This is a genomic window from Paraburkholderia nodosa, from assembly GCF_001718195.1.
Classification (GTDB): Bacteria; Pseudomonadota; Gammaproteobacteria; order Burkholderiales; family Burkholderiaceae; genus Paraburkholderia; species Paraburkholderia nodosa_A.
This window is the reverse complement of the sequence record NZ_MCNV01000038.1, coordinates 12,275-33,702: the sequence shown is the minus strand read 5'-3', so window position 1 is coordinate 33,702 and position 21,428 is coordinate 12,275. Positions and strand designations below refer to the sequence as shown.

Here is a 21,428-nt window from a genome sequence, read left to right as displayed (position 1 = left end):
TCAAGCAATCGGAATACTTTCCCGCGCTGCGCGAGTTATTTCGATGGATCATATGGATATGCCTCCGATGATCATACGTATCTCTCGTTCGGAGTCCATAGCGATAAGGAAAATGTGAGATTGGCGCTCCACTGAATCGGACTACCGGGACAACATGATGCGAAACTCACCGACCGAGACTGCTTTCCTTCCCGACGTCACCGCCCGCGCGAACACGGGTAGTCTTCGCCACGAGATCCGCGTATGCAACACCCACGCGGACTTCCTGAAACTGCGCTCTTCCTGGGAGGCCGTCTGCACGACGTGTCCGGCGACACTCGAGTTTACCTATTGCGAACTTGCAGCCGCCAAGGCATTTGCGCGCGGCGCGGCGGTCAATGTCGCGCTCGTCTACGACGGCGCCGCGCTCGTCGCGCTCTGGCCGTTGTGCATTGCGCGCGAAGGCGCATGCCGGATCGCGCGCGCACTCGGCTGCGGAAGCAACGAGGAATATGGCGGCCCGCTCGTATCCGATCGAGGCGACGGGCGCTTCTATGACGCCGCCGTCGATGCGTTGCGCAGCGTCGACGCCGACGTGCTGGAGATACGCTTCGTCGAATGTAATGGCCCCCTTCACGAGGCGCTCTCGCGTGCGCCTCTGTCGTGGGTCTTACGCGCGCTTCCGGAACGCTGGCGCCTGCTGTCCGGGTACTCCATGGAGCTGTCCCGATTCCCCACCTTCGACGCCTTCATCGCGACGAGGCCCGACTCGCTGCGTCGCCCATTGCGACGTCTCGCAAGGCGGCTTTCGGAGGACGGCGCGGTGGAATATGGCTGGTGCAAGGACGTCGAAGACGCCCGAACGGTCCTCACATGGCTCTTTGCGACGAAGCGCAACTGGGTGTTATCTCGCGGCCTCGACGCGCCTTATCTGATGAACGACGACGTGCGCGACTTCTTCATCGAACTCGCCGGGCGGACCGATCTCGCTACGACTCCACTGGTCTCGTTCGTCAAACTGGACGGCATTCCCATTGCGGCATCCGTCAATCTGACCGGGCCGCGCAGGCTGGAGTATTTCATCACGACGTATGACGAGGCCTATGCCGCCCGCTCCGTCGGCAACCTGCTGGTCGACAGCATGGCGCGATGGGCGCTCGCGAACGGCCGTGATTTCGACTTCCGCCCATACTTCTCGAGCTACAAGGAGCGTTGGTCGAATCATAAGAGCTGGTACGAATCGCATTTCGTCGTACTCACATGGCGTGGCAGGCTCATTGAGTTTCCTCTTGCCGCGGAGCAGGCTCGGCGCGTATTGCGCAGAGCGCGCGAGTTTGCCATCGACCCGCTGCGCGCGAAGCTGCGCGCCCTCATGTCGGCGCGCTGAACGCCGCAATCCGTGGTCAGCCGTCCTGCCGGTTTGACCAGGCCTTGACGTAAGCCGGAGCCTCGCGCTCCGGCGTTGCGGTATCGGCTACGGGCGGCAACGGTGCGAGCGTCAACGGCAGCACACCTGCCCAGACAGGGCGATCCATGTCATCCTCGTCGTCCTTCGGGCCGCCCGTGCGGATCTTCGTCACGGACTCCGCGAGCGCAATGCGCATGACCGTGGTCGCTGCCAGTTCCTTGCGATTGCCCGCTCGCACTTCATGCCTGCGGCCCGGCGCGATGTGCTCCATGAAGGCATCGAGCACGGCAGCCTTGTGCTCTTCCGTCACCACCTCGAACACACCGTAAATCACGGCGGAACGATAGTTCATCGAATGGTTGAACGCCGAGCGCGCGAGCACGAGTCCATCGAGATGCGTGACGGTCACGCAAACCTCGGCGCCCTCGGCCGCCAGGCGCAGCATGCGGCTGCCGTTCGAACCGTGAATATAGAGATGATCGCCTTCGCGCCAGCATGCGGTGGGAATGCAATGCACGCCGTGCTCGTCGCTGAAGGCGACGTGGCAGACGTAGGCTTCGTCAAGAATCGCATGCAGCGTCGCCGCATCATAGTGCGCGCGCCGCGCGATCCGGCGCACACGTGTGCGTGGCGAAGGTGCTGCGCTGGTGTCGGCGGCAGGGTCGTTGACGGCATCGGCAAGGGACATCGTTTGGCTTCCTCGATGGTTCGGGTTGAGATGCCGCCTACGATAGACAAGCCGTGGCCCCATGGGTAGATCCAGACTCGCCTTGTGCGGTGGAGCCACAAATCTTCCCCAAAACACCTCATCGAGATTTGTCAGGAAAAAGCTGCAGGATCAAAAAATCTCCTGTACAATCCGGCCTCCTTGATTCCCCGATAGCTCAGTCGGTAGAGCGCCGGACTGTTAATCCGTAGGTCCCTGGTTCGAGCCCAGGTCGGGGAGCCAGACATGCGGGAGTAGCTCAGTTGGTAGAGCGCAACCTTGCCAAGGTTGAGGTCGCGAGTTCGAGACTCGTCTCCCGCTCCAGCATCCAGTCAGGCCATCCGCCTGCGATCAGCACCGCGTCCAAGCGCGCGTGCCCCTGCCTCGAGGCAGCGAAAACCGGAAGCACGCCCCTTTCCCCTCCAGCGAAGTCGCTTCGATCTGTCCGCCGTGCGCCTCGACAATCGACTTGCAGATCGACAGCCCCATCCCCATGCCCGCGTCTTTGGTAGTCGCGAGCGAGTCGAACAGATGGTGCGCGACCTTCGTGGCACCCGATACATAGGAATACCTTCGTCGTTCAGTGCACACTGAATAGCCGCAAGCGGATTACCATAATGGCCTCGCCGCACGACGGCAACGCACGAGATTCATAGAGGGCCTTTCGATGCATCAGCGGCTGTATGAGGCCCCTGCGCTGATTTATGTCCCGTCTTTCGCTTTCGCAACTTCTTGTCCGGTACGCATTCATTGCGTTCACGCTAGCGGCATTTGCCGCGGCGTTCGCATGGACCGCGGGCTGGATACACTGGCCCGGCGCTCAGGCCGCGCTCACGCCTGACCGGCTCATCGACGTCTTCGAACGCACAGCCGGCAAGCATCCCGGATTTCGCCGCAATCATGCGAAAGGCATCTGCGTGAGCGGCTATTTCGACAGCAACGGCAACGGCACGGCGCTTTCTCGCGCGAGCGTATTCGAGCGCGGACGCACGCCGTTGATTGGCCGCTTCTCCGCGCCCGGCGGCAATCCTGCTGAAGACGACGCGGACACGACCGTGCGCAGCTTTGCGCTGCGCTTCGCGATGCGCGACGGCGAGCAATGGCGCACTGGCATGAATTCCGCGCCCGTATTCGCGGTGCGCACGCCGCAAGCGGTTTACGAACTGCAAGAGGCAATGGAGCACGACACGCTCACAGGCCGTCCCGACCCCGCGAGACTCGACGCGTTCTTTGCGAGCCACCCCGAAACTCGCGCACTGCGCGACTGGCTCGCCGCGCATGCGCCGTCCTCCGCGTTCTATAACGCGAGCTATTACAGCATCGATGCGTTTCGCTTCACTGACGCAAGCGGCAACATGCGATTCGTGCGCTGGAGTGTCGTGCCCGATACGCCTTACGCGGCGCTGGACACCCGGAACTCGAATGCGAGAGACCCCGACTTTCTCGCGCACGACCTGAAAGTGCAATTGAAGTCGGCTCCCGTGCGCTGGCACCTCATGCTGACGCCCGCGGGCGCGGGCGACCCGGTGGACGATGCCACCCGGACCTGGCCCGCCGAACGCGAGCAGCACCGCGTCGATGCGGGTACCATCGTCATCGAGCATGCACAGTCGCAGATCGACGGCCCCTGCCGCGACATCAATTTCGACCCAACGGTGCTGCCGGTGGGCATTGCGCCCTCGGACGACCCGCTGCTCGCCGCGCGCGCGGCCGCTTACGCGGTGTCGTTCGACCGCCGCACGAGCGAAGAAGCGCACGCCCGCGTCAAAGCCCGCTGAAGGCGGCGCAAACGCAACCCAAACGCAACCCAAACGAAAGCATGGAATAAAGTCCAACGGCCAGGTGTTTCGTTTCTAGTTCACCAAAATGGCCCGAGCCGCGCGCCCTTGACCAGACGGTCGCACACGACCGCAGCGCACGCCAGTCCGGATTGAACGGGGATCGTGGAGAAAACCCTTCGATGAGCGGTACAGACTTACCGGGCATGCTACCCGCCATGATTCCGCGGCTGTGGGCGTTTGCGCTGCGCCTGTCCGGGGACCAGCACGACGCCGAAGACCTCGTGCAACGCGCCTGCCTGCGCGGGCTCGAACGCGCTCATCAGCTTCGACCCGACACGGCTCCCCTGAGCTGGATGTACTCCATCATGCATTCCACATGGATCAACGAACTTCGAGCCCGCAGCGTGCGCAAGCGCGCGAGCTTCGAATGGGACGACGATTTCCTCGAAAATCTCCCCGATCCCGTCGATAACGGCCCCGAAACACAACTCATGCACAGCCAGATCATCGAGGCAGTCGAGCGCCTGCCCGAAGCCCAGCGTGTGGTGATGCTGCTCGTCGCGGTCGAAGGCATGACGTACCAGCAGGCCGCCGACGTGCTCAAGGTACCCATCGGCACCGTGATGAGCCGGCTCTCGCGAGCGCGGCAATCGGTCGGCGCCATGTTCAGCGGTGCAGCGCCCAAGGCGCCGCCCGCCCCGCAGCAGAAGGACTCACTCGCATGATTGCCGACGACGCACAGTTACTCGCCTATGTGGACGGCCGCCTGTCGCCGGACGAGCGCGCCGCGATCGAAGCGCAGTTGCGCGAGTCCGCCGAGGCGCGCAAGAAGGTTACGCTGCTGCGCACCTCGCAGGTCGATTTCGCCGGCGCCTTCGCTCAGCAAACGCTGCCGCCCGTGCCCGAATCGCTGCGCATTGCCATCGAGGATAGGGTGCGCGCACAAACCGCACAAACCGGGCAACCCGCGCAACCGTCTTCGAGCGCAAACGACGCGGCGATACCAGCCGCGGAACAACACCCCCCCGCGCCCGTGAGATCGCGCCTGCGCCGTGTGCCGGTCTGGCTCGCGGCGGCCTGCGTGGCGGGCGCGTTCCTGGCCGGCCAGTTCGTGCGCTTCGATGCGCTGTTCGGGCCTGCGGGCCAGGGCTCCGGCGCCTCGCAACTCGCGAGCGCATCGGACCTGTCGCCGTGGGTGAAGGCGGCGGTCGGCTACCAGAAGCTCTATACGCGGGAGACCGTCGCCTACCGGCAGGACGATCCGGCGCTCGCCGCCAGGGTCGTCAACGACATCCGCCGCGACGACCGTCTCGCGCTGCGCGTGCCCGACCTGAGCAGCGCAGGGCTCACCTTCAAGTCGGTGCAGCGCCTGCGCTTTCACGACAAGCCGCTCGTGCAGATCGTTTATCTGCCGCGCAGCGGGCCGCCCATCGCGTTGTGCGTGATGAAGGACGCGCGCCCGGACGAAGCGGTCGCCTCGCGCACCGTCGATTCGATGGGCGTCACCACATGGCGGCAGAACGAGCTGACTTACGCGCTCATAGGCCAGCCGGGCGATGTCGATCTCGCCGCGCTCGGCAAGCGCATCTCCAACCTCGATACGGCCGCGCTATTCAGCGAGGCGCAGGAAGCCGTACCGCCGCATAACGGATAAGCGCCAAGGCCGGCGCGGAATAATTTCGACGCCGGGCTGTTGTGTTGAGGAACCCTCGATCAATGGCTCGGCATGATTCATCGATTGCACCTCTGGGCAGCGGGCATCGTCATCGCGGCGGCGCTTGCATCGCCTGCGCACGCCGCCTGGCGGCTCGCGAGCAGCGATGCACCCATCGGCGTCGTGCGCGGCGCGAGCGTGACTTCGGCAGCGGCGGGCGACACCTTGCGCGACGGCGATCTACTCGAATCGCGTGATGGCGTTGCGCATCTGCAGGACGAGCACGGCACGCTCGTCGCGCTCGGTCCGCGAACTCGCGCGATGCTCATGGCCGACGGACATGTCGCCTTGCTCAGCGGCTGGCTGAAGATCGCGGCTGCCGCGTGCGCAAGCGCGCCTTGTGCCCAGGTGCGCGTGGACACGGAACCCGGATCGCTCGATATTGGAGCGAGCGCGGCTGCGATCATCGCAGCGCCCGATAACACGCAAACGGTCAACGTATTCAGCGAAACCGGCACGCAGACCTTAGCGGCTAAGCCGCCCACGTCGCTACCAAACGGCCGTTTCGCGAGCATCGACAGCACGGGCCGTGTGCAAATATCGGCGCGCCCCACCGACGCTTTCGTCACGACCATGCCGGTCGCGTTTCGCGACGCCTTGCAGCCGCTCGCCGTCGCCAGGCCCGCACACATTGCGCCGCCCTCGCACGCCGCGACTTACGGCGACGTCGCGCGGTGGCTGGACAGCAAGCTGCCCGCGCGCAAGAGCTTTCCCGCACGCTTTCGCTCGCGTCTGACCGATCGTGCATTTCGCCACGATGTTCAAGCGCATCTGAATACCCTGCCCGACTGGCGCGCCCTGCTCTATCCGCCAGCGCGCCCGGGCCCGGGCGTTCACAACGTGCGCTATCCCTAAGGCTCGATCCTTCACTGCCATGAAGCCCGGACTCTCGCTCAGCGTCAAATTCAACCTGGTATTCCTGATCATCTTCGCGATCGCGCTGGTGGTCATCGGCGTGGTCTCCGACCGACTGCTGCAAAGGCAGGCGCTCGAAGAAACCGCGCACGACGCCAACATCCTCGCGAGCGCCGCATCGTCGATGCAGAGCTACACCGCGGCGCACGTCACGCCGTTGCTCGCCACGCAAATCAAGTACAGCTTCGTGCCCGAATCGATCCCCGCGTTTTCGGCTATCGAGATGCTCAAACTGCTGGGAAAGGACTTCCCGAACTTCTCGTACAACGCCACGATGCTCAACCCGACCAATCCGCGCGACCGCCCGACCGACTGGGAGACCGACGTCATCCGGCATCTGCACGATCATCCGGAACTCAAGGAACTGAGCGGCCAGCGCGACGCGCCAGGCGGCCGTTCGTTCTTCCTCGCGCGGCCCAGCAGCATTACCGACACTGCCTGCATGCAGTGCCATAGCACGCCGAACGCCGCGCCCGCGACGATGATCGAGAAGTACGGCACCTCGAACGGCTTCGGCTGGACCATGAACGAGGTGATCGGCGCGGAGTTCGTGTCCGTGCCGATGGCGCAGCCCATTGCGCGCGGGCGCGCCGTCTGGCGCACGTTCATGCTTTCGCTCACCGGCGTGTTCGCGGTCGTGCTGATCGTCATGAACGTGATGATGCACGTGCTGATCACGCGTCCCATTCGTGCGCTGTCTCGCGCCGCCGACGAAATGAGCCTCGGCAAGCTCGACGCGACCACGCTGCCAACGGGCGGATCGGACGAAATCGCCTCGCTTGCGGTGTCCTTCGGACGCATGCAGACCAGCCTCATCGAAGCGTTCCGCATTCTCGACGAAGAGCAGACGTAAGCGATGTCCCACTCCGCCGACATCCCCGCGACCTTCGACCGCTACGTGATCGAGCGCGTACTCGGGCGCGGCGCAATGGGCGTGGTGTATCTGGCGTTCGACCCGCGCATCGAGCGCAAGGTGGCGCTCAAGACTATTCAGCGGCCTGCGAACGGCGAAGCGGATCACGAACTCACCGCGCGCTTTCTGAACGAAGCGCGCGCCGCGGGACGTCTCGCCCATCCGCACATCGTTGCGGTGTACGACTATGGCGAAACGGGCGACACCGCCTTTATCACGATGGAATATGTGCGCGGCGAAACCCTCGCTGCGCATCTCGCGCAGCACGCGCGCGCGGGCACGCAGATGAATCCGCTGGCCGCCCTGCGCTGGTTCGCGCAGTTGCTCGACGCACTCGACTACGCGCACGGCGCAGGCATCGTTCACCGCGACGTCAAGCCCGCCAATCTGCTGATCTCGCCGCGCGGCGAATGCAAGGTCGCGGACTTCGGCATCGCGCAACTCGACACGTCCAAGCTCACGCAAACCGGCACGCTGCTCGGCACGCCGAGCTATATGTCGCCGGAGCAGTTCACCGGCGACGCTGTCGACGCACGCTCCGATCTCTTTAGCGCGGCAGTCGTGCTCTATGAAATGCTCACCGGCATATGCCCGTTCACGGGAACGGCGGGCGCCGTGATGCACAAGATTCTCGATGAGATGCCGCCTCCCCCTTCGGCGCTCGTGCCCGGCTTGCCTGCCTACGTTGACGAACTGGTGATGAAGGGCATGGAGAAGCGCCCGCAAGGGCGCTACGCCGGTGCGCGCGATTGGCGCGATACGCTGCTTGCGGCACTCGCTGCCGGCGTCCATGAGGATGCCGAACGAACGGTGCTTGTGCAGGCGGCTCTCGAATCGCCGTTTCCCGCGCCGCCAACGCGGACCCAACTCGATCCCCAACTCGTCGCGCATCTGGAGAAGCGCCTGGCGAGCCATGTCGGGCCCGTGGCGTCGTTGCTGGTACGGCGAGCGTGCGTAGGGGCGACGAACATCGATACGCTGCGCGAACGCCTGAGCGCCCACTTGCCCAACGACGATGCGCGACGCGACTTCGATTCGCTATTGATTCCGGTAGGCGCGGGCGCGCCGCGCACGATCGGCCCGCAGACAGTCAGCGCCGAAAGCGTGAACGAAGCCGCCTCGCGCCTCTCGACGCTGCTGGGCCCCGTCGCCCGTATCGTGGCGCGCCGCGCCGCCGATCGCGCCACCGATCTGCGCACTTTCCACACGCAACTGCTCGACGCGGTGCCGGAGCCGCACCGCGAAACGCTGCGTCGCGAATGGGATGTGGACAGCGACTAGCGTGCGATGTCGTACGCTTCGAGCAGGTCCAGGAACAAGCTCGGATCGAGCGCACCCTCGTGCCGATGCATCGCACTGCCTTCCTGAGTCCACCACAGGCTGGCGCCCTCGCACGATGCCAGTGCGACTGGCTGCTCGTGCAGCGTAGCAAGTTTCGACTCGAACGCCGTGAGCGAAAACGAAGGCGCCAGCGTCGAGAGGGCAAGCGCACATGCCTCGACGTGCCAGCGCGAATCGACGGCACGCGCTGCGCCTTCGATTTGCCGCGCGATCACGAATGGAAAATAGCGCCCCACGGCGTCGATGCCTGGCATGAGCACGCCGGTGCACGCGTAGTCGTCGATCACGGAGGGCGGAGCCGAAAAGCGCCACACGGGCATCTCCAGATAGCGCTCGAGCCAGCCTCCGGCATGGCGTTCGCGCGCGGCCAGCAGACCGCGTTGCAACCACGCGTCCCAACGGCCGACGAAAGCCGCGGAAAGGCCGCGTCCGACGAAATCGCCATGTGTGCGGACCTTGCCGTAAAAACCGGCGTCGATTCGAGATGCTGCGTTCATAGCGAGGCCGGGCAACGAAAGCCAGTGAGCACGCCCGCGCGCAACGGATTCTCCACGCTGCCGGCAACGAGCGCGAGCTTGACCTTGCCGTCGTCGAACGTCGCATTGAAATGATCGGCCTGTCCGGCCTGCTCGATACGCGCGGTGTCGAGCAGATGGAACAGCGCCCAGGGTCCGTCCGCGCGAGGCGGCGTCGTCGTCGCGGGATCGAGTTCGACATGCGCCTGCCCCGTGCCCTTCCCGCTCGGCCACTGGAAGGCGGCGGTGGCGTTGGGCGCATCGCTCGTCGCGCTCAGTTGGGTGCCGTCGACATCGAGCACGAAGCGCTTCAGCGAAGGATCGAGCGAAACCACTTTCGCCGAGAAATGCACGGACACGTCGTGGCCGCCGTCGCGAAACAAAGCATCCCGCAACGTCGCCGCACGCTGGAACGCCACCGGCACGTCGTCGGACATGCCGAGGGCTTTCGCTTCGGGCCGCCACTTCCACACCGCGCCGGACGTATCCACCCGATTCTGCAGATTCTTCTGGAAGAACGCGTCGATCAAGCCGCCGGGCGCCAGCACGCGCGCGAAGTCGTCGGGCGCGGCGTCGCGCGTCGAAGTCCTCACGAGCGGGTAACGGCCGTCGAGCGCCTGCTTGCACGCGGGCGCGACGGTCGTGGCCCAAAGCGTTTGCAATTGCGCGCGCTGGCCCTGGATCTGCACGGTATCGGCGTCGCCCGCTACGCCTTGCAGCACCGCCGCGAGCGGCGCGGGCGCGTTCTGCGAGAGCAGCTTCAGGCGGTCGAGCGGGCCCGTGGCGGGCGGCGGCAGCGACTGCCTGCGCGCCGTGTCTTCCGCCTGCAGGGTCGCTGCGGCGTCCTTGAGCGCGTTGATGTATTCGTCCAGCGCCGCGCCGGCTAGATCGTGCAGCGCCTGAAAATGCGTATCGACGGGTGTCGGCGCGGCAGGCTGCTCCGCTTCCGCGCCGATGCGCTTTTCGAGCGCGTCGAGCTTGCCGGGCGCGGCGGCAGGCGGCGTGAAGGTCGTTTCACGCGCGACGGCCTGAATCAGCGCGCGCAACGGCGAAGTCGCCGAGCCGAGCAGGTTCGCGATGCGCGCGCCCTGATCCGGCGCGCTGAACGGCACGACGGCGATATCGGCAAGCAGCGCGTCCCACTGGCGCATCGCCTCCTCGCTGTAGAGCCGCGTGAGCGCCGCGCGCAATGCGTCGGTGCTTTGCGCATCCGTATGCGTCTGGCCCGCGCCGAGCACCCAGTCGTCCTTCGACAGATTGGCGAGCGCCTCTTCGCGCAAGCGCACGAACGCGTCGAAGCCCGCACGCGTATAGGCGCCCTCTATGCCTTGCGTGAGCGGCGCGCCGCTCCGTCTCACGAACACGATCTGCCCGCTCGGCCCCGCCGCTTTCGCCACGGTGAAATCCGGCAGGCGCAGCTGCGCGAGTTGCTGATCGATACGGCCGTTCAGGCGCTGCGCGAGCGGCACGCGATTGAGCACGGCGCGCGCCTGCGCGATGAGGTTCTGATCGAGCGGCAAGTTCGAATCGAACTCGCCACGCCGGAACAGCGCCTGCAAATGCTGCTCGATGTCCGCGCGCTGCGCGTCGCTCGCATCTTTCATCGAACCCGTTCGCCAGGTACGCAGCGCCCAGACCTGCAGCGCGTCCGGGTCGAAATGCGTCGGGTCGCCCAGCATCAGGTACGCACGCAGGGCTTCATAGAGCGTGGCCGGGTCTTCCGTGTTGCCGCGGCGAAGCTCGTCCTCCATGCGTTGCACGACGATCGGCAGCAAGGTCTGCCGCAGCAGGCGCTGATACAGGCGCTGCGCTTCCAGGCCGAGCTTCTGGCGCTGATCGAGACCCAGGCCCGCCCACCACGGCGTGTCACGCGAAGCACGCTCCGCTTCGCCGCCGGGCAAATCGCGCGCGGCGTCGAGCAGCGGCAGGACCGCAAGCGGACTGTCGCCCGCACTGGTTTTCTTCGCAAGCTCGGCGAGCGCCGCGATCTGCTGACGGCTTTCATCGACGAAGCGGCGATTTGCGCGATCGCTCGCGATCAGGACGATCAGTCCAGCCGCCAGCAACACGGCGATGCCTGCGATTGCGGCCTGCTGAAAGCGCGTGCGCCTCCGCACCGCGCGCGGGTCGCTCCCCGCGATGCCCTGTTCGGCGAAGATCACGTCGCGCAGCAGCCGCTTGACGAAATACGCGCGGCCGCTCGAGGCGTCCGCCATCACGACCTCGCGGCTCAAGCCGAGCGATGCGGCCATCGCGCTCATCATGCGGTCGAGTGGACGTCCGCTCTGCGTGCCGCTCGTGAAGTACACGCCGCGCAGCGACGGCGCGCGTGCGAAACGAGACTCGCCGAATGCCTCTTCGAGAAACCGCCGCAACGCGCGCTCGATGCCCGCGAACTGCTGCGGGAAGGCATAGATCAGCGCGCGCCGCCGCGGGTCGGTTTCCTGCTGCATGCGTTGCAGCACGCGGCCTTGCAGTTGCGCGTGCAGCAAGCCGAACGCTTCGGAGAACCGCGCGAGCGGCGCACTGCCTTCGCCCGCCTCGTTCTCCGATGCGAGCGGAAACGTCATACCCCACACCTGCTCGCGCTCGTCGCGCCCAAAGTCGTCGAAATACTCGGAGAAGCCTGCAAGCATGTCGGTTTTCGTCACGACGACATACACCGGCAGATGCACACCGAGTTGCTGGTTCAGTTCGGAAAGGCGCTCGCGGATTGCGGCGGCATAGGTGGCGCGCGCGGCGTCGGACTGTTGCAGCAGATCGGCGGCCGAAACCACGGCCATCACGCCGTCGAGCGGACGGCGCGGCCGGTACTTGCGCAGCAGCCCGAGAAAGCCGAGCCATGCGCCGCGATCGGCCTGCTCGTGGCTGTCCTGCGTGGTGAAGCGGCCGGCAGTGTCGAGCAGCACGGCGTGGTCCGTGAACCACCAGTCGCAGTTGCGTGTGCCGCCCACGCCGCCCACCGCCTGCGCGCCGAGCCGGTCCGCGAGCGGGAAGCGCAGCCCCGAATGCGCGAGTGCGGTCGTCTTGCCCGCGCCCGGCGCGCCGACGAAGAGATACCACGGCAAGTCGTAGAGCGTTTCGCGGCGTGGAGCGAGCCACGCGAAGATGCGCCGCATGCCGCGCGCGCCGCCGGCAGGTGTGCGCGAGTCGCGCAGTGTCTTCAGCGCCGCTTCGAAGCGCGTGCGCAGCGCCGCGACGTCGGCGTCGGCGGCCTTGCGCGCGGGGTCCGGTGCGTGTTTCGCGGGGTCGAGCGCATCGGCAACGAGGCGCTGCACGAACGTCGAACTGGCGATGCGTGTTTTTGCAAACCGGACGCCCCAATATAGCGCCCAGCACGCGAGAATGAGCGCAATCACGCTCCAGCGCCTGGCGCTGCTCTCGAACGGCGCCGTGCCGTTGAACGCCACGAGCGGCCCTTCGAACCAGACCAGCGCACAAAGCGCGAGTACGCCCGCAAACGTGACGACAGCGGGCCTTTTGAACCCCTGGATCCACTTCATGGCGCGGCTCCCGGGGCAAGAATGGCGATCGTCACGCGGCGGTTGCGCGCGCGGCCCGTCGCGGTATCGTTCGATGCGACCGGCTCGGTATCGCCGCGGCCTTCGGCGCTCACGCGCGCAGGGTCCGCGAGATGTGCGGCGAGAATCGCGCGCACCGTCTCCGCGCGCGCCTGCGAGAGTGCGACGTTCGAGGGAAAGCGCGCCGACACGATGCGCTGATCGTCCGTGTGCCCGATCACGACGACATTGCCCGGCTTGTCCGCCAGCGCCTCGCCGATGCGCTGCACGAGCGGCACAAAATGCGGGTCGAGTTCGGCACTCCCGGATGCGAAGATTTGCGTGCCTTCGGCGCTGTTGTTGATGGTCACGGTTGTGCGGTCCCCCGATTCGCCCACCGTGACCAACCCTTGCGCGATCTCCGGCGCGAGAAAGCCATCGAGCGCCGACGCGAATTTCGGCGCGGCCTGCATCTTTGCCGCGAGTACGGGCGCAGGCGCCACGCGAATGCCGCGCATCGCCTCGAACACCGGGTCGGAGAACGCGTTGATGCGCAGCCCGAGCACGAGGCTCGTCGCCATCAACACGAGGGCCGCCAGCGCCAGCGCGACCCACAGCGGCACGAAACCCAGCGTGCGTTCGCGCGCGTGCTCCGCGGGTTGCCAGTGCGGCGACAGCGCGCGCTCGACCGGGCCGCGTTGCGCGCGGATCATCTGTTCAAGGCGTTCGCGAATCTCGTCGAGCTGCCGCTTGCCGCCTTCCATGAGCCGGTAGCGCCCGTCGAAGCCAAGCGCGAGCATCACATAGATCAGTTCGAGCAGGTCGATATCGGCAGCGGGGGTTTGCGCGAGCCGCTGCAACATGACGAAAAGCCGCTCGCCGCCGGAGGCCTCGTTGTGAAACGTCACGAGCAGGCTCCTGCGGCCCCAGACCCCTGCGCCCCATGGCGTCGCCGCAATGGCCTCGTCGATGAAGGTGCACAGGCAATAGCGCGCCGGGCCGAGCTGCGTGTCGGGCACGCCGAACGCTCGGCCGTCGGCCTCGAAGCGGCGCACCATCTGGATCAGTTGCGCGCGCAGCGCGTCGAGATCCGGATGGCTCGGCAGGCGGCGCAGCGGGAGCGCGAGTTCCAGCAGCGCATTGGCCGCCCGCAGCAGCGGGTTGCGCCCGGCGGCCGAGGCATCGAGCGGCGTGAGTGCCGGCTCGGCGGCTTGCGGCTTGGGCTGCGGCGTGGCCTGCGCTTCGGCGCCGCCTGTGCGTTCGCGCTTGCGCCCCGGCATCGGCATGCGGATCGTGCGCGCCGCGTCGAGATAGTCCGCGTCGTCGAGCGGTGCGTTTGTGCTATCGGTCATGGAAAGAGGTCCTCCACGCATGACTTCAATGACGGATGGCCCAGAGTTCCATCGTGAGCCCGGGAAACTCGCCCGCCACGTGCAGCGCCATGCCCGCCGAAGCGGCAAGCGTTGCCCACGCTTCGTCCTGGTCGTCGAGTTCGAAATAGCTGTAGCCCGCGTGGAACGGCAACTGGCGCGGCGCGACCGCCAGCGCGCGCAACGCGATGCCAGGCAGCTGCAGGTTCACGAGATCGCGGATCTTTTCGATGCTGCCGATCTTCACCTGGCTTGTGAACGCGGAAATCAGCGTGCCGGCCGGCACCTGCGCCCGCACCGCGAGCACGAAGGTCGCGCCGGCAAAGAGCGTGCGGTCCGCAACGCGCGCCACCCGCAATCCATACTTGCGTTCTTCGAGCGCAATCGCCACGACCTGTGGATCGGCGACGCGCGACAGCGCGAGCCGCAGCGCATCGATCACGGGTTCGAAGGTCTCCTTCAGCCGGTCGTGCCGGTATGCTGCGAACGTCGGTGGCCGCCGCCCAGTCTGGCTGAACGTAGCAAGCTCGCCCGCCAGCGCGATGCACGACTGATAGAACGCTTCGGGATGCAAACCATCCATGGCATTGAAGTGAGTGACGAGCGGCTGCGCGCGATTGACGATCTGCAGCAGCAGGAAATCGGCGATTTCGGCCATACCCGCGCCGTCGGGCTGGGCGAGACGTCCGGCGAGCGCTTCGCCGCGCTGCTGAAGCAGGCCGCCCAGCTCGGTCGAGAAGCGCGCGAGGCGCCCCGCCACGCGATAGTCGAGGCACGGCGCGCAATAGTCGTCGTCGAGCACGACGCGGCCGTCGCTGCGGCGCTCGATCACGTGCGCCACACCCGCGCACGCATGCGCGTTGGCAACCTCGGGCGCGAGCGCGAGGCGCAGGCGCAGCTTGCCGATCTGCAGCAACGTGCTGGGCGCGTCGGCGTCGTTGCTGTCGTGCACTTCGAAGTCCCCCGCGCCGTAACGCGCGAGATCGTCGGCGTGCCCGTCGCCGCCCGATTCGGGCGCGCCGGCGCGGCGAACCGGCAGCGCGAGCATGACGGTCACGTTCGCGGCGTTTTCCGGGATGTCGAGCGGCTCGGGCAGATCGTCGTCTGCGGGCAGGTTGAACGGCGTGCCGTCGGGCAGCACGCCTGCCGCCGCGCGCAACGCCAGCTTGCCGAGCTTGAGCAGCGCCTCGTCGATCTCCAGCGTCGTAAAGCCCCAGCCATAGGCGCGCAGGCCGTTCACGCGGCCCGCGAGCAGCGCCTCGACGTGCCGGTCGTGCTGCTGGAGATGCTGCGGCTGAAGGAACATGCCCTCCGACCAGATGACTTTGTTGTTCCAGTACATGCTGTGACTCAATCCTTGGGAAATTGCAACGCGTCGATCTGCGCCTGATAGGCTCGATTGAACGGTTCGCCGAAGCGTTGCTGGAAGTCGTCGCCCGCGTCGCGCGACACGTGCTCCCACGTCTTCACGAAGCGCAGCCACAGGCGCGCCCGGCGATTGCCGACGAGCGCCTCGAGGCCGGAGGGCGCGTCGAGCGAGCCCTCGATCGCGTCTGGGTCGAGGCGCGCCATGGCGTCGTCGAACGCGGCGCGCATGCCGGCGACGAGTGCGAGTTCGTGCGCCTGGATATCGCGGTACGCGGCGCGCAAGGCTTCGTCCGGCGCAAGATAGCCGCGACCGCGCGCGCCGAGCATTTGCGTCAAGGCGCGGTCTGCGTCGGGAAAGAATTTGAGCGGGTTGTTGTCGCGCGCCTCGATCATCGTCATCGCCATGCGGGCCTCGCGGCGCGCCATCGCGCGCGAGCGCAGCACGCTCATCGTGCCCTGCGTGGCTTCGCGCAACAGCGCGCCGGCGAGGCGCGCGACCTCCGGCGCGCTGAGGTGGGCGACATCGGCGGACGCGATGCCGAGACCCTCCAGCAGTGCGTCCAGCACTGCCGAATCGTCCGCGCGAGGGGCTGCGGGGCGGGTCTCCGGTGCCGCCGCGCGCGCCGCGTCCAACCGGTGCGCCGGTATGGCAGTCACGGCTTTTTCTGGCGAGACGTGCTCGAAACTGCGTAACGGCGCGGCCGGTTCGCGCTCCGCCGGCGCGGGGGCGTCGCGTAACGGGTCGGCGGAGCCCAGCACGTCCATTAGCGCCTGATTCGCTTCGCCGCCGAAATGGCCCGGTTCGCGCAGTAATGGCGTCGCGGCGAGCGGGTCGGGCGTGAACGGCGTTTCGTCGCGCACAGGCTGCGGCGCAGCGCAAGCGCGGGGCGCGTCCCAGTCGTCGGGGATGAGCGGCGCGCTCGGCGGCGCCTCGAACTCCGGCGTGCCCGGCAGGCTCGCTGCGGGTAGCCGCGCAGGCGGCGTGGCTTGCGTCATCAGCGTTTGATCGAATGGCGCCCGGCTTTCCTCGTCCTTTTCGATGGAAACCGCAAGCGTATAAGCGCCAATCCGGATCTGGTCGCCATCGGACAACACGGCCTCGTGCGCGCCGTTCAGCGCCTCGCCATTCAGCAGTGTCGGATTGCTTCCGGCATCGATTAGCACATAGATGCCGTCACGGCGCTCGATACTCGCCTGCATGCGCGAAATACCGCGCTGCGCGTCGCTCAGCACCAGCGTGCTCTCCGGCGCGCGGCCAATCGTTGCGCGATCGTCGATCTCCATCGTGCGTGGCGCGGCGTGCTCACCGGCTTCGCCGCCCTCAACAGTCAACGTCAATCTCACGGAGCCTCCTGATTGCGAATCTTGCTCGTGCCGTCGTCGGCGTCGCGGGGCGGCGTTGGCGGCGCGGGGGCCACGGAAAGCGACACCGGCGGCACGCCCGGGCCGAGCGGAATCGGGAAGCTCGACATCTCGATCGTTTCCGGACCGATGAGGATGTACGACGCTCCCGCACGCAGCGCGATGGTTGCGCTCGCCTCGATTTCCACCGCCGCGCCCGCCTTGATGTGCACGGCTGCGCCCGCGTCGAGCGAATACACCTCGCCCACGAACTGCTCGTGCGTCGTCATGCTGGCGGCCGAGACGGGGCCAACCACGCGCGACGTGCTGCTGCCCAGTACCGAATCGTTACGTGCGCCGCGCGTCTCGCGAAACTCCTCGCCGCCGATGCACAGATGCCGTTCGCCGGTGACGTTCATCAGCGCGTCGTGCTTGACCCACGTTTCGTGATCGCGCTCGGCGTGAAAGAACATTTGTTCGCCGCCCTTGCGGTCGTCGAGGCGGACTTCGTTGTAGCCGTTGCCGCCCTTCGTCGACTGACTCTTGAGCGTGGACACCGCGCTTTGCGCGGGCAGGTCGTACGGCGGCATGTTGGTCGAGTTGTAGACCGCGCCGACGATCACTGGCCGGTCGGGATCGCCTTCGATGAAATCCACCAGCACCTCCTGGCCGATGCGCGGCAGGCACATCGCCCCCCAGCGCCGGTTCGCCCAGCCCTGCGCCACGCGCACCCAGCAGCGATCGAGCCGATCCGCGCCGCCTGCCTGCGAAAGCTGCTCCCAATGGAACTGCACTTTCACGCGCCCGTATTTGTCTGTGAGAATCTCTTCGCCCGGCGGGCCGATCACGACCGCCGTCTGCGGTCCCGCCGCGCGAGGAACGGGCGTGATGCGCAGCGAACGGAACGTGTTGTCGCTGCGAATCGCAGTGAAACGACAATCGAACATCGGCTGTGTGGGATCGCTCGTGGATACATAGGCATCCGATACGATTTCGGCCTGATTCTCGATCACGAGATACTGACGGTTCTGCGCGCCACCCGGATGTTCGCGCAGCCGGAACAAGCCGCCCGCTGCGATGCCGCGTGAGGTGGCGCGCCCTTCCATCGCGTCGTTCTGCGTTTGATGGATCTCCACGTTGATGCGCGCGAGGCGCTCGCCGTCGCCCGCTTTCAGATGCCCGCTCAGATGCTCCTGCATCAAATACCGCGGCGGATCGTAGGGTGCGCTGCGTGTCGCGCGCGAAACGAGTCCTTCGCTGTTGCTCACCGAGGCCTTTTCGAAGTCGTAGTCGTTGACTTCGTAGCGCCCCGTTTCGAGCGTCGCGCCCGCATGCCAGCGGTAGACGCATTCTTCATCGGGTTCCGGCGTGTCCCAGCCCTGAAACGGCACCGACTCATAGTGCGCGATGGGCCGATGCTCCGCGCCGGAATCGGCCAGCACGAGCGTATGCTTGCCGCCTGCGTGCTCGAAGAAGTAATGCATGCCTTCGCGCTCCATGAGGCGGCTCACGAAGTCGAAATCCGTTTCGCGGTACTGCACGCAATGGTCGAGCGCCGGATAGCTCGCCGTACATGCGTTGCGAAAGTCGATGTCGTACGACTCCAGCACTTGCGCAACGATTTGCGGTGCCGTGCGCTGATGAAAGAAGCGCCGGTGCGAGGCGCGCGTGAGCAACCACAGGCGCGGATGCACGACCGCCTCATAGCGCGCCATGCGATTTTTCGTGGTGTCGCCGGGTGCGAGCAGACGCAGCGTCGTGACAATGCCGTTGAACTCGCGCGACCCGCCCGCTGGATAATCGAGCGTCACAGAAAGGTTCTGCCCGAGCACCGCGCCCGGGTCGATATCGTTGTGAAGGCTCAGGAACGCGATCTCGAAGCGGCTCAGGCGTCCCAGCGCCTCGCTCGCCGACATACGCAGAAACACCGCGTCGTCGCCGAGCGCCGCACAGGTCATACGCACATGGCGACTAGTCGAAGGCATAGCTGAACTCCTCGTTCTCGACGCTCACATGCACACGCGCAAGCGTCTTTCCGTCCATCACGCGCGAAAGGAACGCCGTGCTGATGCGCGGCAGCACGCTGTTGGTGAGGATCGCGTCGATCATGCGGCCGCCGCTTTCCATGCGCGTGCAACGCTGTGCGATCTGCGTCACCACGGTCTCGTCATAGGTGAACGGCACGCCGTGCGTGAGCGTCACACGCTCGGCCACGCGGCCGAGTTGCAGCCGGATGATGGCGCTCAGCATCTCATTGGAGAGCGGGTAATACGGAATGGTCACCATGCGTCCGAGCAACGCGGCCGGGAACGTCTCCAGCAATTGCGTGTGGAGCTCGCGTTCAATCACCTCCATCGGTGGGCTCGTTCGTGGATCGCGGCACAACTGCGCAACGCATTCGGTGCCCGCATTGGTCGTGAGCAGAATGAGCGTATTGCGGAAATCGATGGAACGGCCTTCGCTGTCGTCCATCCGGCCTTTGTCGAAAACCTGGAAAAACAGCTCGTGCACGTCGGGATGCGCCTTCTCCACTTCGTCGAGCAGCACGACGCTGTGCGGCCGCCGGCGCACCGCTTCGGTCAGCACGCCGCCTTCGCCGAAGCCCACGTAGCCCGGCGGCGCGCCCTTGAGCAGCGACACCGTGTGCGCTTCCTGATACTCGCTCATGTTGATGGCAATGAGGTTTTGCTCGCCGCCATAGAGTGCCTCGGCAAGCGCGAGCGCCGTCTCGGTCTTGCCCACGCCCGAGGTGCCCGCGAGCAAAAACACGCCAACCGGCTTATTCGGATCGTCGAGGCCTGCGCGCGAAGTCTGCACGCGCCGCGCGATCATTTGCGTGGCATGCTGCTGGCCGATGATGCGGCGGTCGAGCACCTCGTTCAGCCGCAATACATTGCAGATCTCGTTCTTCAGCATGTTGAGCACGGGCACGCCGGTCCAGTCCTGCACGACCGCGGCCACGGCATGACGGTCCACGCCTGGCAGCACGAGCGGCGCGTCGCCCTGATGCTCGGCGAGTTGCGCCTGGCGTTCGCGCAACGCGGCAAGATCGGCGTCCGGGGCGCCTTCCCGCAGCGCCTGGCGGCGCGCGAGGATGTCTTCGACCATCTCGCGCTCCACATTCCAGCGCGCGTGCAGATCGGCAAGGCGCGCGGTCTCGGTTTGCAATGCCGCCGCCGCGGCTTCGCGACGTGCCGCCGTATCGACGCCGATCGCCGCCTCGCGCCCGATCACCTCCAGCTCCGTGTTGAGCGCATCGATGCGCCGTTGCGCGTCGTCGACGGCCGGCGGCGTGGCGTGCTGGCTCACCGCAACGCGTGCGCATGCGGTATCGAGCAGGCTCACCGACTTGTCCGGCAACTGCCGCGCGGGCAGATAGCGATGCGAGAGTTTCACCGCCGCCTCGATTGCCTCGTCGAGCACCTGCACGCCGTGATGCGTTTCCAGCGCGGCAGCGAGTCCCCGCATCATCGTCACGGCACGCGCCTCCTCGGGCTCGTGGACCTGCACGACCTGAAAGCGCCGCGTGAGCGCCGGATCTTTCTCGATGTGCCTGCGGTACTCCGACCACGTCGTTGCTGCGATGGTGCGCACACTCCCGCGTGCAAGCGCGGGCTTGAGCAGATTCGCCGCGTCGCCGGTGCCCGCCGCGCCGCCCGCGCCGATCAGCGTGTGCGCCTCGTCGATGAAGAGGATGATGGGATGGAACGCCGCCTGCACGGCTTCCAGCACCTGACGCAACCGCGCTTCGAATTCGCCTTTCACGCCCGCTCCGGCCTGCAGCAGTGCGACGTCGAGCGCCCGCAGGCTCACGTCGCGCAGCGCGGGCGGCACGTCGCCCGCCGCGATGCGCAGTGCGAGGCCTTCGACCACGGCCGTCTTGCCGACCCCTGCCTCGCCGGTGAGGATCGGATTGTTCTGCCTGCGCCGCATGAGGATGTCGACGACCTGGCGAATCTCCGCATCGCGGCCCACCACGGGATCGAGCCGGCCTTCACGCGCCTGGGCCGTGAGATCGACGGTGAAGCGCTGCAACGCGTCGTCGGTGCGATGCGGCGTGTCGGGCTCCTGCGTCACGACAGGCGCCTGCGTCGATGCTTCCGGCGAACCGTCGAGCACATCGGCGAAGTTGGCGACGAGGTCATCCAGCTTCACGCGATCGAACTCGCGCGAAATACCGCGCAATGCGTTGCGCAGCACGGGCGTCTGCAACACGCCGACGAGCACATGCGCGCTGCGCACCTTCTGCGCGTCGAAGAGCAGCGAAGCATAGACCCAGCCGCGCTCCACGGCCTCTTCCAGCTGCGATGAAATATCGCTGACCGAGGCCGCCCCGCGCGGCAGTCGGTCGAGCGCATCGGTCAGATCGCGCGCGAGCGCCGCGGGTTCGAAGTGGGCGTGCCGGATGACGCGGTGCAGATCCGAATCGGGCAACTGCAGCATCTGATGCAGCCAGTGCGCAAGCTCGACATACGCATTGCCGCGCAAGCGGCAGAACGTGGTCGCACTCTCCATCGCGCCGAAGCTGAGCGTATCGAGTTTGCCGAACATGACGGCGCGGCTGATGTCTGCCATTG

The 21,428-nt window shown here is 66.4% G+C and carries 16 protein-coding genes and 2 tRNA genes; 9 read left to right on the top strand and 9 right to left on the bottom strand.

From position 1 onward, the window contains the following. The first annotated feature begins 154 nt into the window (after positions 1 to 154). The gene (locus tag BFD71_RS35500) at positions 155 to 1,366 is read left to right on the top strand and encodes a GNAT family N-acetyltransferase (RefSeq protein WP_069268882.1); all 1,212 of its coding nucleotides are present in this window, start codon (positions 155 to 157) and stop codon (positions 1,364 to 1,366) included. 16 nt (positions 1,367 to 1,382) lie between these two features. On the opposite strand, the gene BFD71_RS35495 is transcribed toward BFD71_RS35500, so the two are convergent. Further along, the gene (locus BFD71_RS35495; protein WP_083245654.1) at positions 1,383 to 2,138 is read right to left on the bottom strand and encodes a pyridoxamine 5'-phosphate oxidase family protein; all 756 of its coding nucleotides are present in this window, start codon (positions 2,136 to 2,138) and stop codon (positions 1,383 to 1,385) included. Positions 2,139 to 2,260: 122 nt separating this feature from the next. Between BFD71_RS35495 and BFD71_RS35490 the strand changes: the two genes are divergently transcribed. Continuing rightward, positions 2,261 to 2,336 (top strand) — tRNA-Asn (locus BFD71_RS35490). A gap of 5 nt (positions 2,337 to 2,341) precedes the next feature. After that, a tRNA-Gly gene (locus tag BFD71_RS35485) sits at positions 2,342 to 2,417 on the top strand. A gap of 27 nt (positions 2,418 to 2,444) precedes the next feature. On the opposite strand, the gene BFD71_RS39810 is transcribed toward BFD71_RS35485, so the two are convergent. Further along, positions 2,445 to 2,684, bottom strand: a complete 240-nt coding sequence (locus BFD71_RS39810; protein WP_083245653.1) for an ATP-binding protein — start codon at positions 2,682 to 2,684, stop codon at positions 2,445 to 2,447. A 113-nt stretch (positions 2,685 to 2,797) separates the two neighbouring features. On the opposite strand from BFD71_RS39810, the gene BFD71_RS35480 reads away from it, so the two are divergent. The 6 genes from BFD71_RS35480 (at position 2,798) to BFD71_RS35455 (ending at position 8,697) form a co-directional block, all read left to right on the top strand. Next, positions 2,798 to 3,871 carry a catalase family peroxidase gene (locus BFD71_RS35480; protein ID WP_069268880.1) on the top strand — a complete coding sequence of 358 codons (1,074 nt, stop codon included), beginning with the start codon at positions 2,798 to 2,800 and terminating at the stop codon, positions 3,869 to 3,871. A gap of 182 nt (positions 3,872 to 4,053) precedes the next feature. Continuing rightward, positions 4,054 to 4,599: an RNA polymerase sigma factor gene (locus tag BFD71_RS35475; RefSeq protein WP_069268879.1), complete on the top strand. Its 546-nt coding sequence runs from the start codon at positions 4,054 to 4,056 to the stop codon at positions 4,597 to 4,599. Next, positions 4,596 to 5,528 carry an anti-sigma factor family protein gene (locus BFD71_RS35470; protein WP_069268878.1) on the top strand — a complete coding sequence of 311 codons (933 nt, stop codon included), beginning with the start codon at positions 4,596 to 4,598 and terminating at the stop codon, positions 5,526 to 5,528. Before BFD71_RS35475 ends, BFD71_RS35470 begins: the two co-directional genes overlap by 4 nt. A 72-nt stretch (positions 5,529 to 5,600) precedes the next feature. Then, entirely contained in the window at positions 5,601 to 6,443 is an 843-nt protein-coding gene (locus tag BFD71_RS35465) for a hypothetical protein (RefSeq protein WP_069268877.1), read from the top strand. A gap of 19 nt (positions 6,444 to 6,462) precedes the next feature. Beyond that, complete coding sequence (locus tag BFD71_RS35460) at positions 6,463 to 7,356, top strand: c-type heme family protein (protein ID WP_069268876.1); 894 nt, start codon at positions 6,463 to 6,465, stop codon at positions 7,354 to 7,356. A gap of 3 nt (positions 7,357 to 7,359) precedes the next feature. Continuing rightward, complete coding sequence (locus BFD71_RS35455; protein WP_069268875.1) at positions 7,360 to 8,697, top strand: serine/threonine-protein kinase; 1,338 nt, start codon at positions 7,360 to 7,362, stop codon at positions 8,695 to 8,697. Here the strand turns inward: BFD71_RS35455 and tagF are convergent. The 7 genes from tagF to tssH are packed head-to-tail and all read right to left on the bottom strand — an operon-like array spanning position 8,694 to position 21,426. Continuing rightward, positions 8,694 to 9,254 (bottom strand): type VI secretion system-associated protein TagF, encoded by a 561-nt coding sequence (tagF, locus tag BFD71_RS35450; RefSeq protein ID WP_069268874.1) that lies wholly within the window; start codon positions 9,252 to 9,254, stop codon positions 8,694 to 8,696. The genes BFD71_RS35455 and tagF overlap by 4 nt on opposite strands. Further along, the gene (gene tssM, locus BFD71_RS35445) at positions 9,251 to 12,775 is read right to left on the bottom strand and encodes a type VI secretion system membrane subunit TssM (RefSeq protein WP_069268873.1); all 3,525 of its coding nucleotides are present in this window, start codon (positions 12,773 to 12,775) and stop codon (positions 9,251 to 9,253) included. Before tssM ends, tagF begins: the two co-directional genes overlap by 4 nt. Continuing rightward, positions 12,772 to 14,124: a type VI secretion system protein TssL, long form gene (tssL, locus tag BFD71_RS35440; RefSeq protein ID WP_069268872.1), complete on the bottom strand. Its 1,353-nt coding sequence runs from the start codon at positions 14,122 to 14,124 to the stop codon at positions 12,772 to 12,774. The genes tssM and tssL overlap by 4 nt, the downstream gene beginning before the upstream one ends. A 25-nt stretch (positions 14,125 to 14,149) precedes the next feature. Beyond that, on the bottom strand, positions 14,150 to 15,484 hold the full coding sequence (gene tssK / locus BFD71_RS35435; RefSeq protein ID WP_069268871.1) for a type VI secretion system baseplate subunit TssK: 1,335 nt from the start codon (positions 15,482 to 15,484) through the stop codon (positions 14,150 to 14,152). An 8-nt stretch (positions 15,485 to 15,492) separates the two neighbouring features. Beyond that, the gene (gene tagH, locus BFD71_RS35430) at positions 15,493 to 16,848 is read right to left on the bottom strand and encodes a type VI secretion system-associated FHA domain protein TagH (RefSeq protein WP_069268870.1); all 1,356 of its coding nucleotides are present in this window, start codon (positions 16,846 to 16,848) and stop codon (positions 15,493 to 15,495) included. 2 nt (positions 16,849 to 16,850) lie between these two features. Further along, on the bottom strand, positions 16,851 to 18,836 hold the full coding sequence (locus tag BFD71_RS35425) for a type VI secretion system Vgr family protein (protein ID WP_069268869.1): 1,986 nt from the start codon (positions 18,834 to 18,836) through the stop codon (positions 16,851 to 16,853). Next, positions 18,823 to 21,426 carry a type VI secretion system ATPase TssH gene (tssH, locus tag BFD71_RS35420; RefSeq protein WP_069268868.1) on the bottom strand — a complete coding sequence of 868 codons (2,604 nt, stop codon included), beginning with the start codon at positions 21,424 to 21,426 and terminating at the stop codon, positions 18,823 to 18,825. The genes BFD71_RS35425 and tssH overlap by 14 nt, the downstream gene beginning before the upstream one ends. Positions 21,427 to 21,428 lie beyond the last annotated feature (2 nt).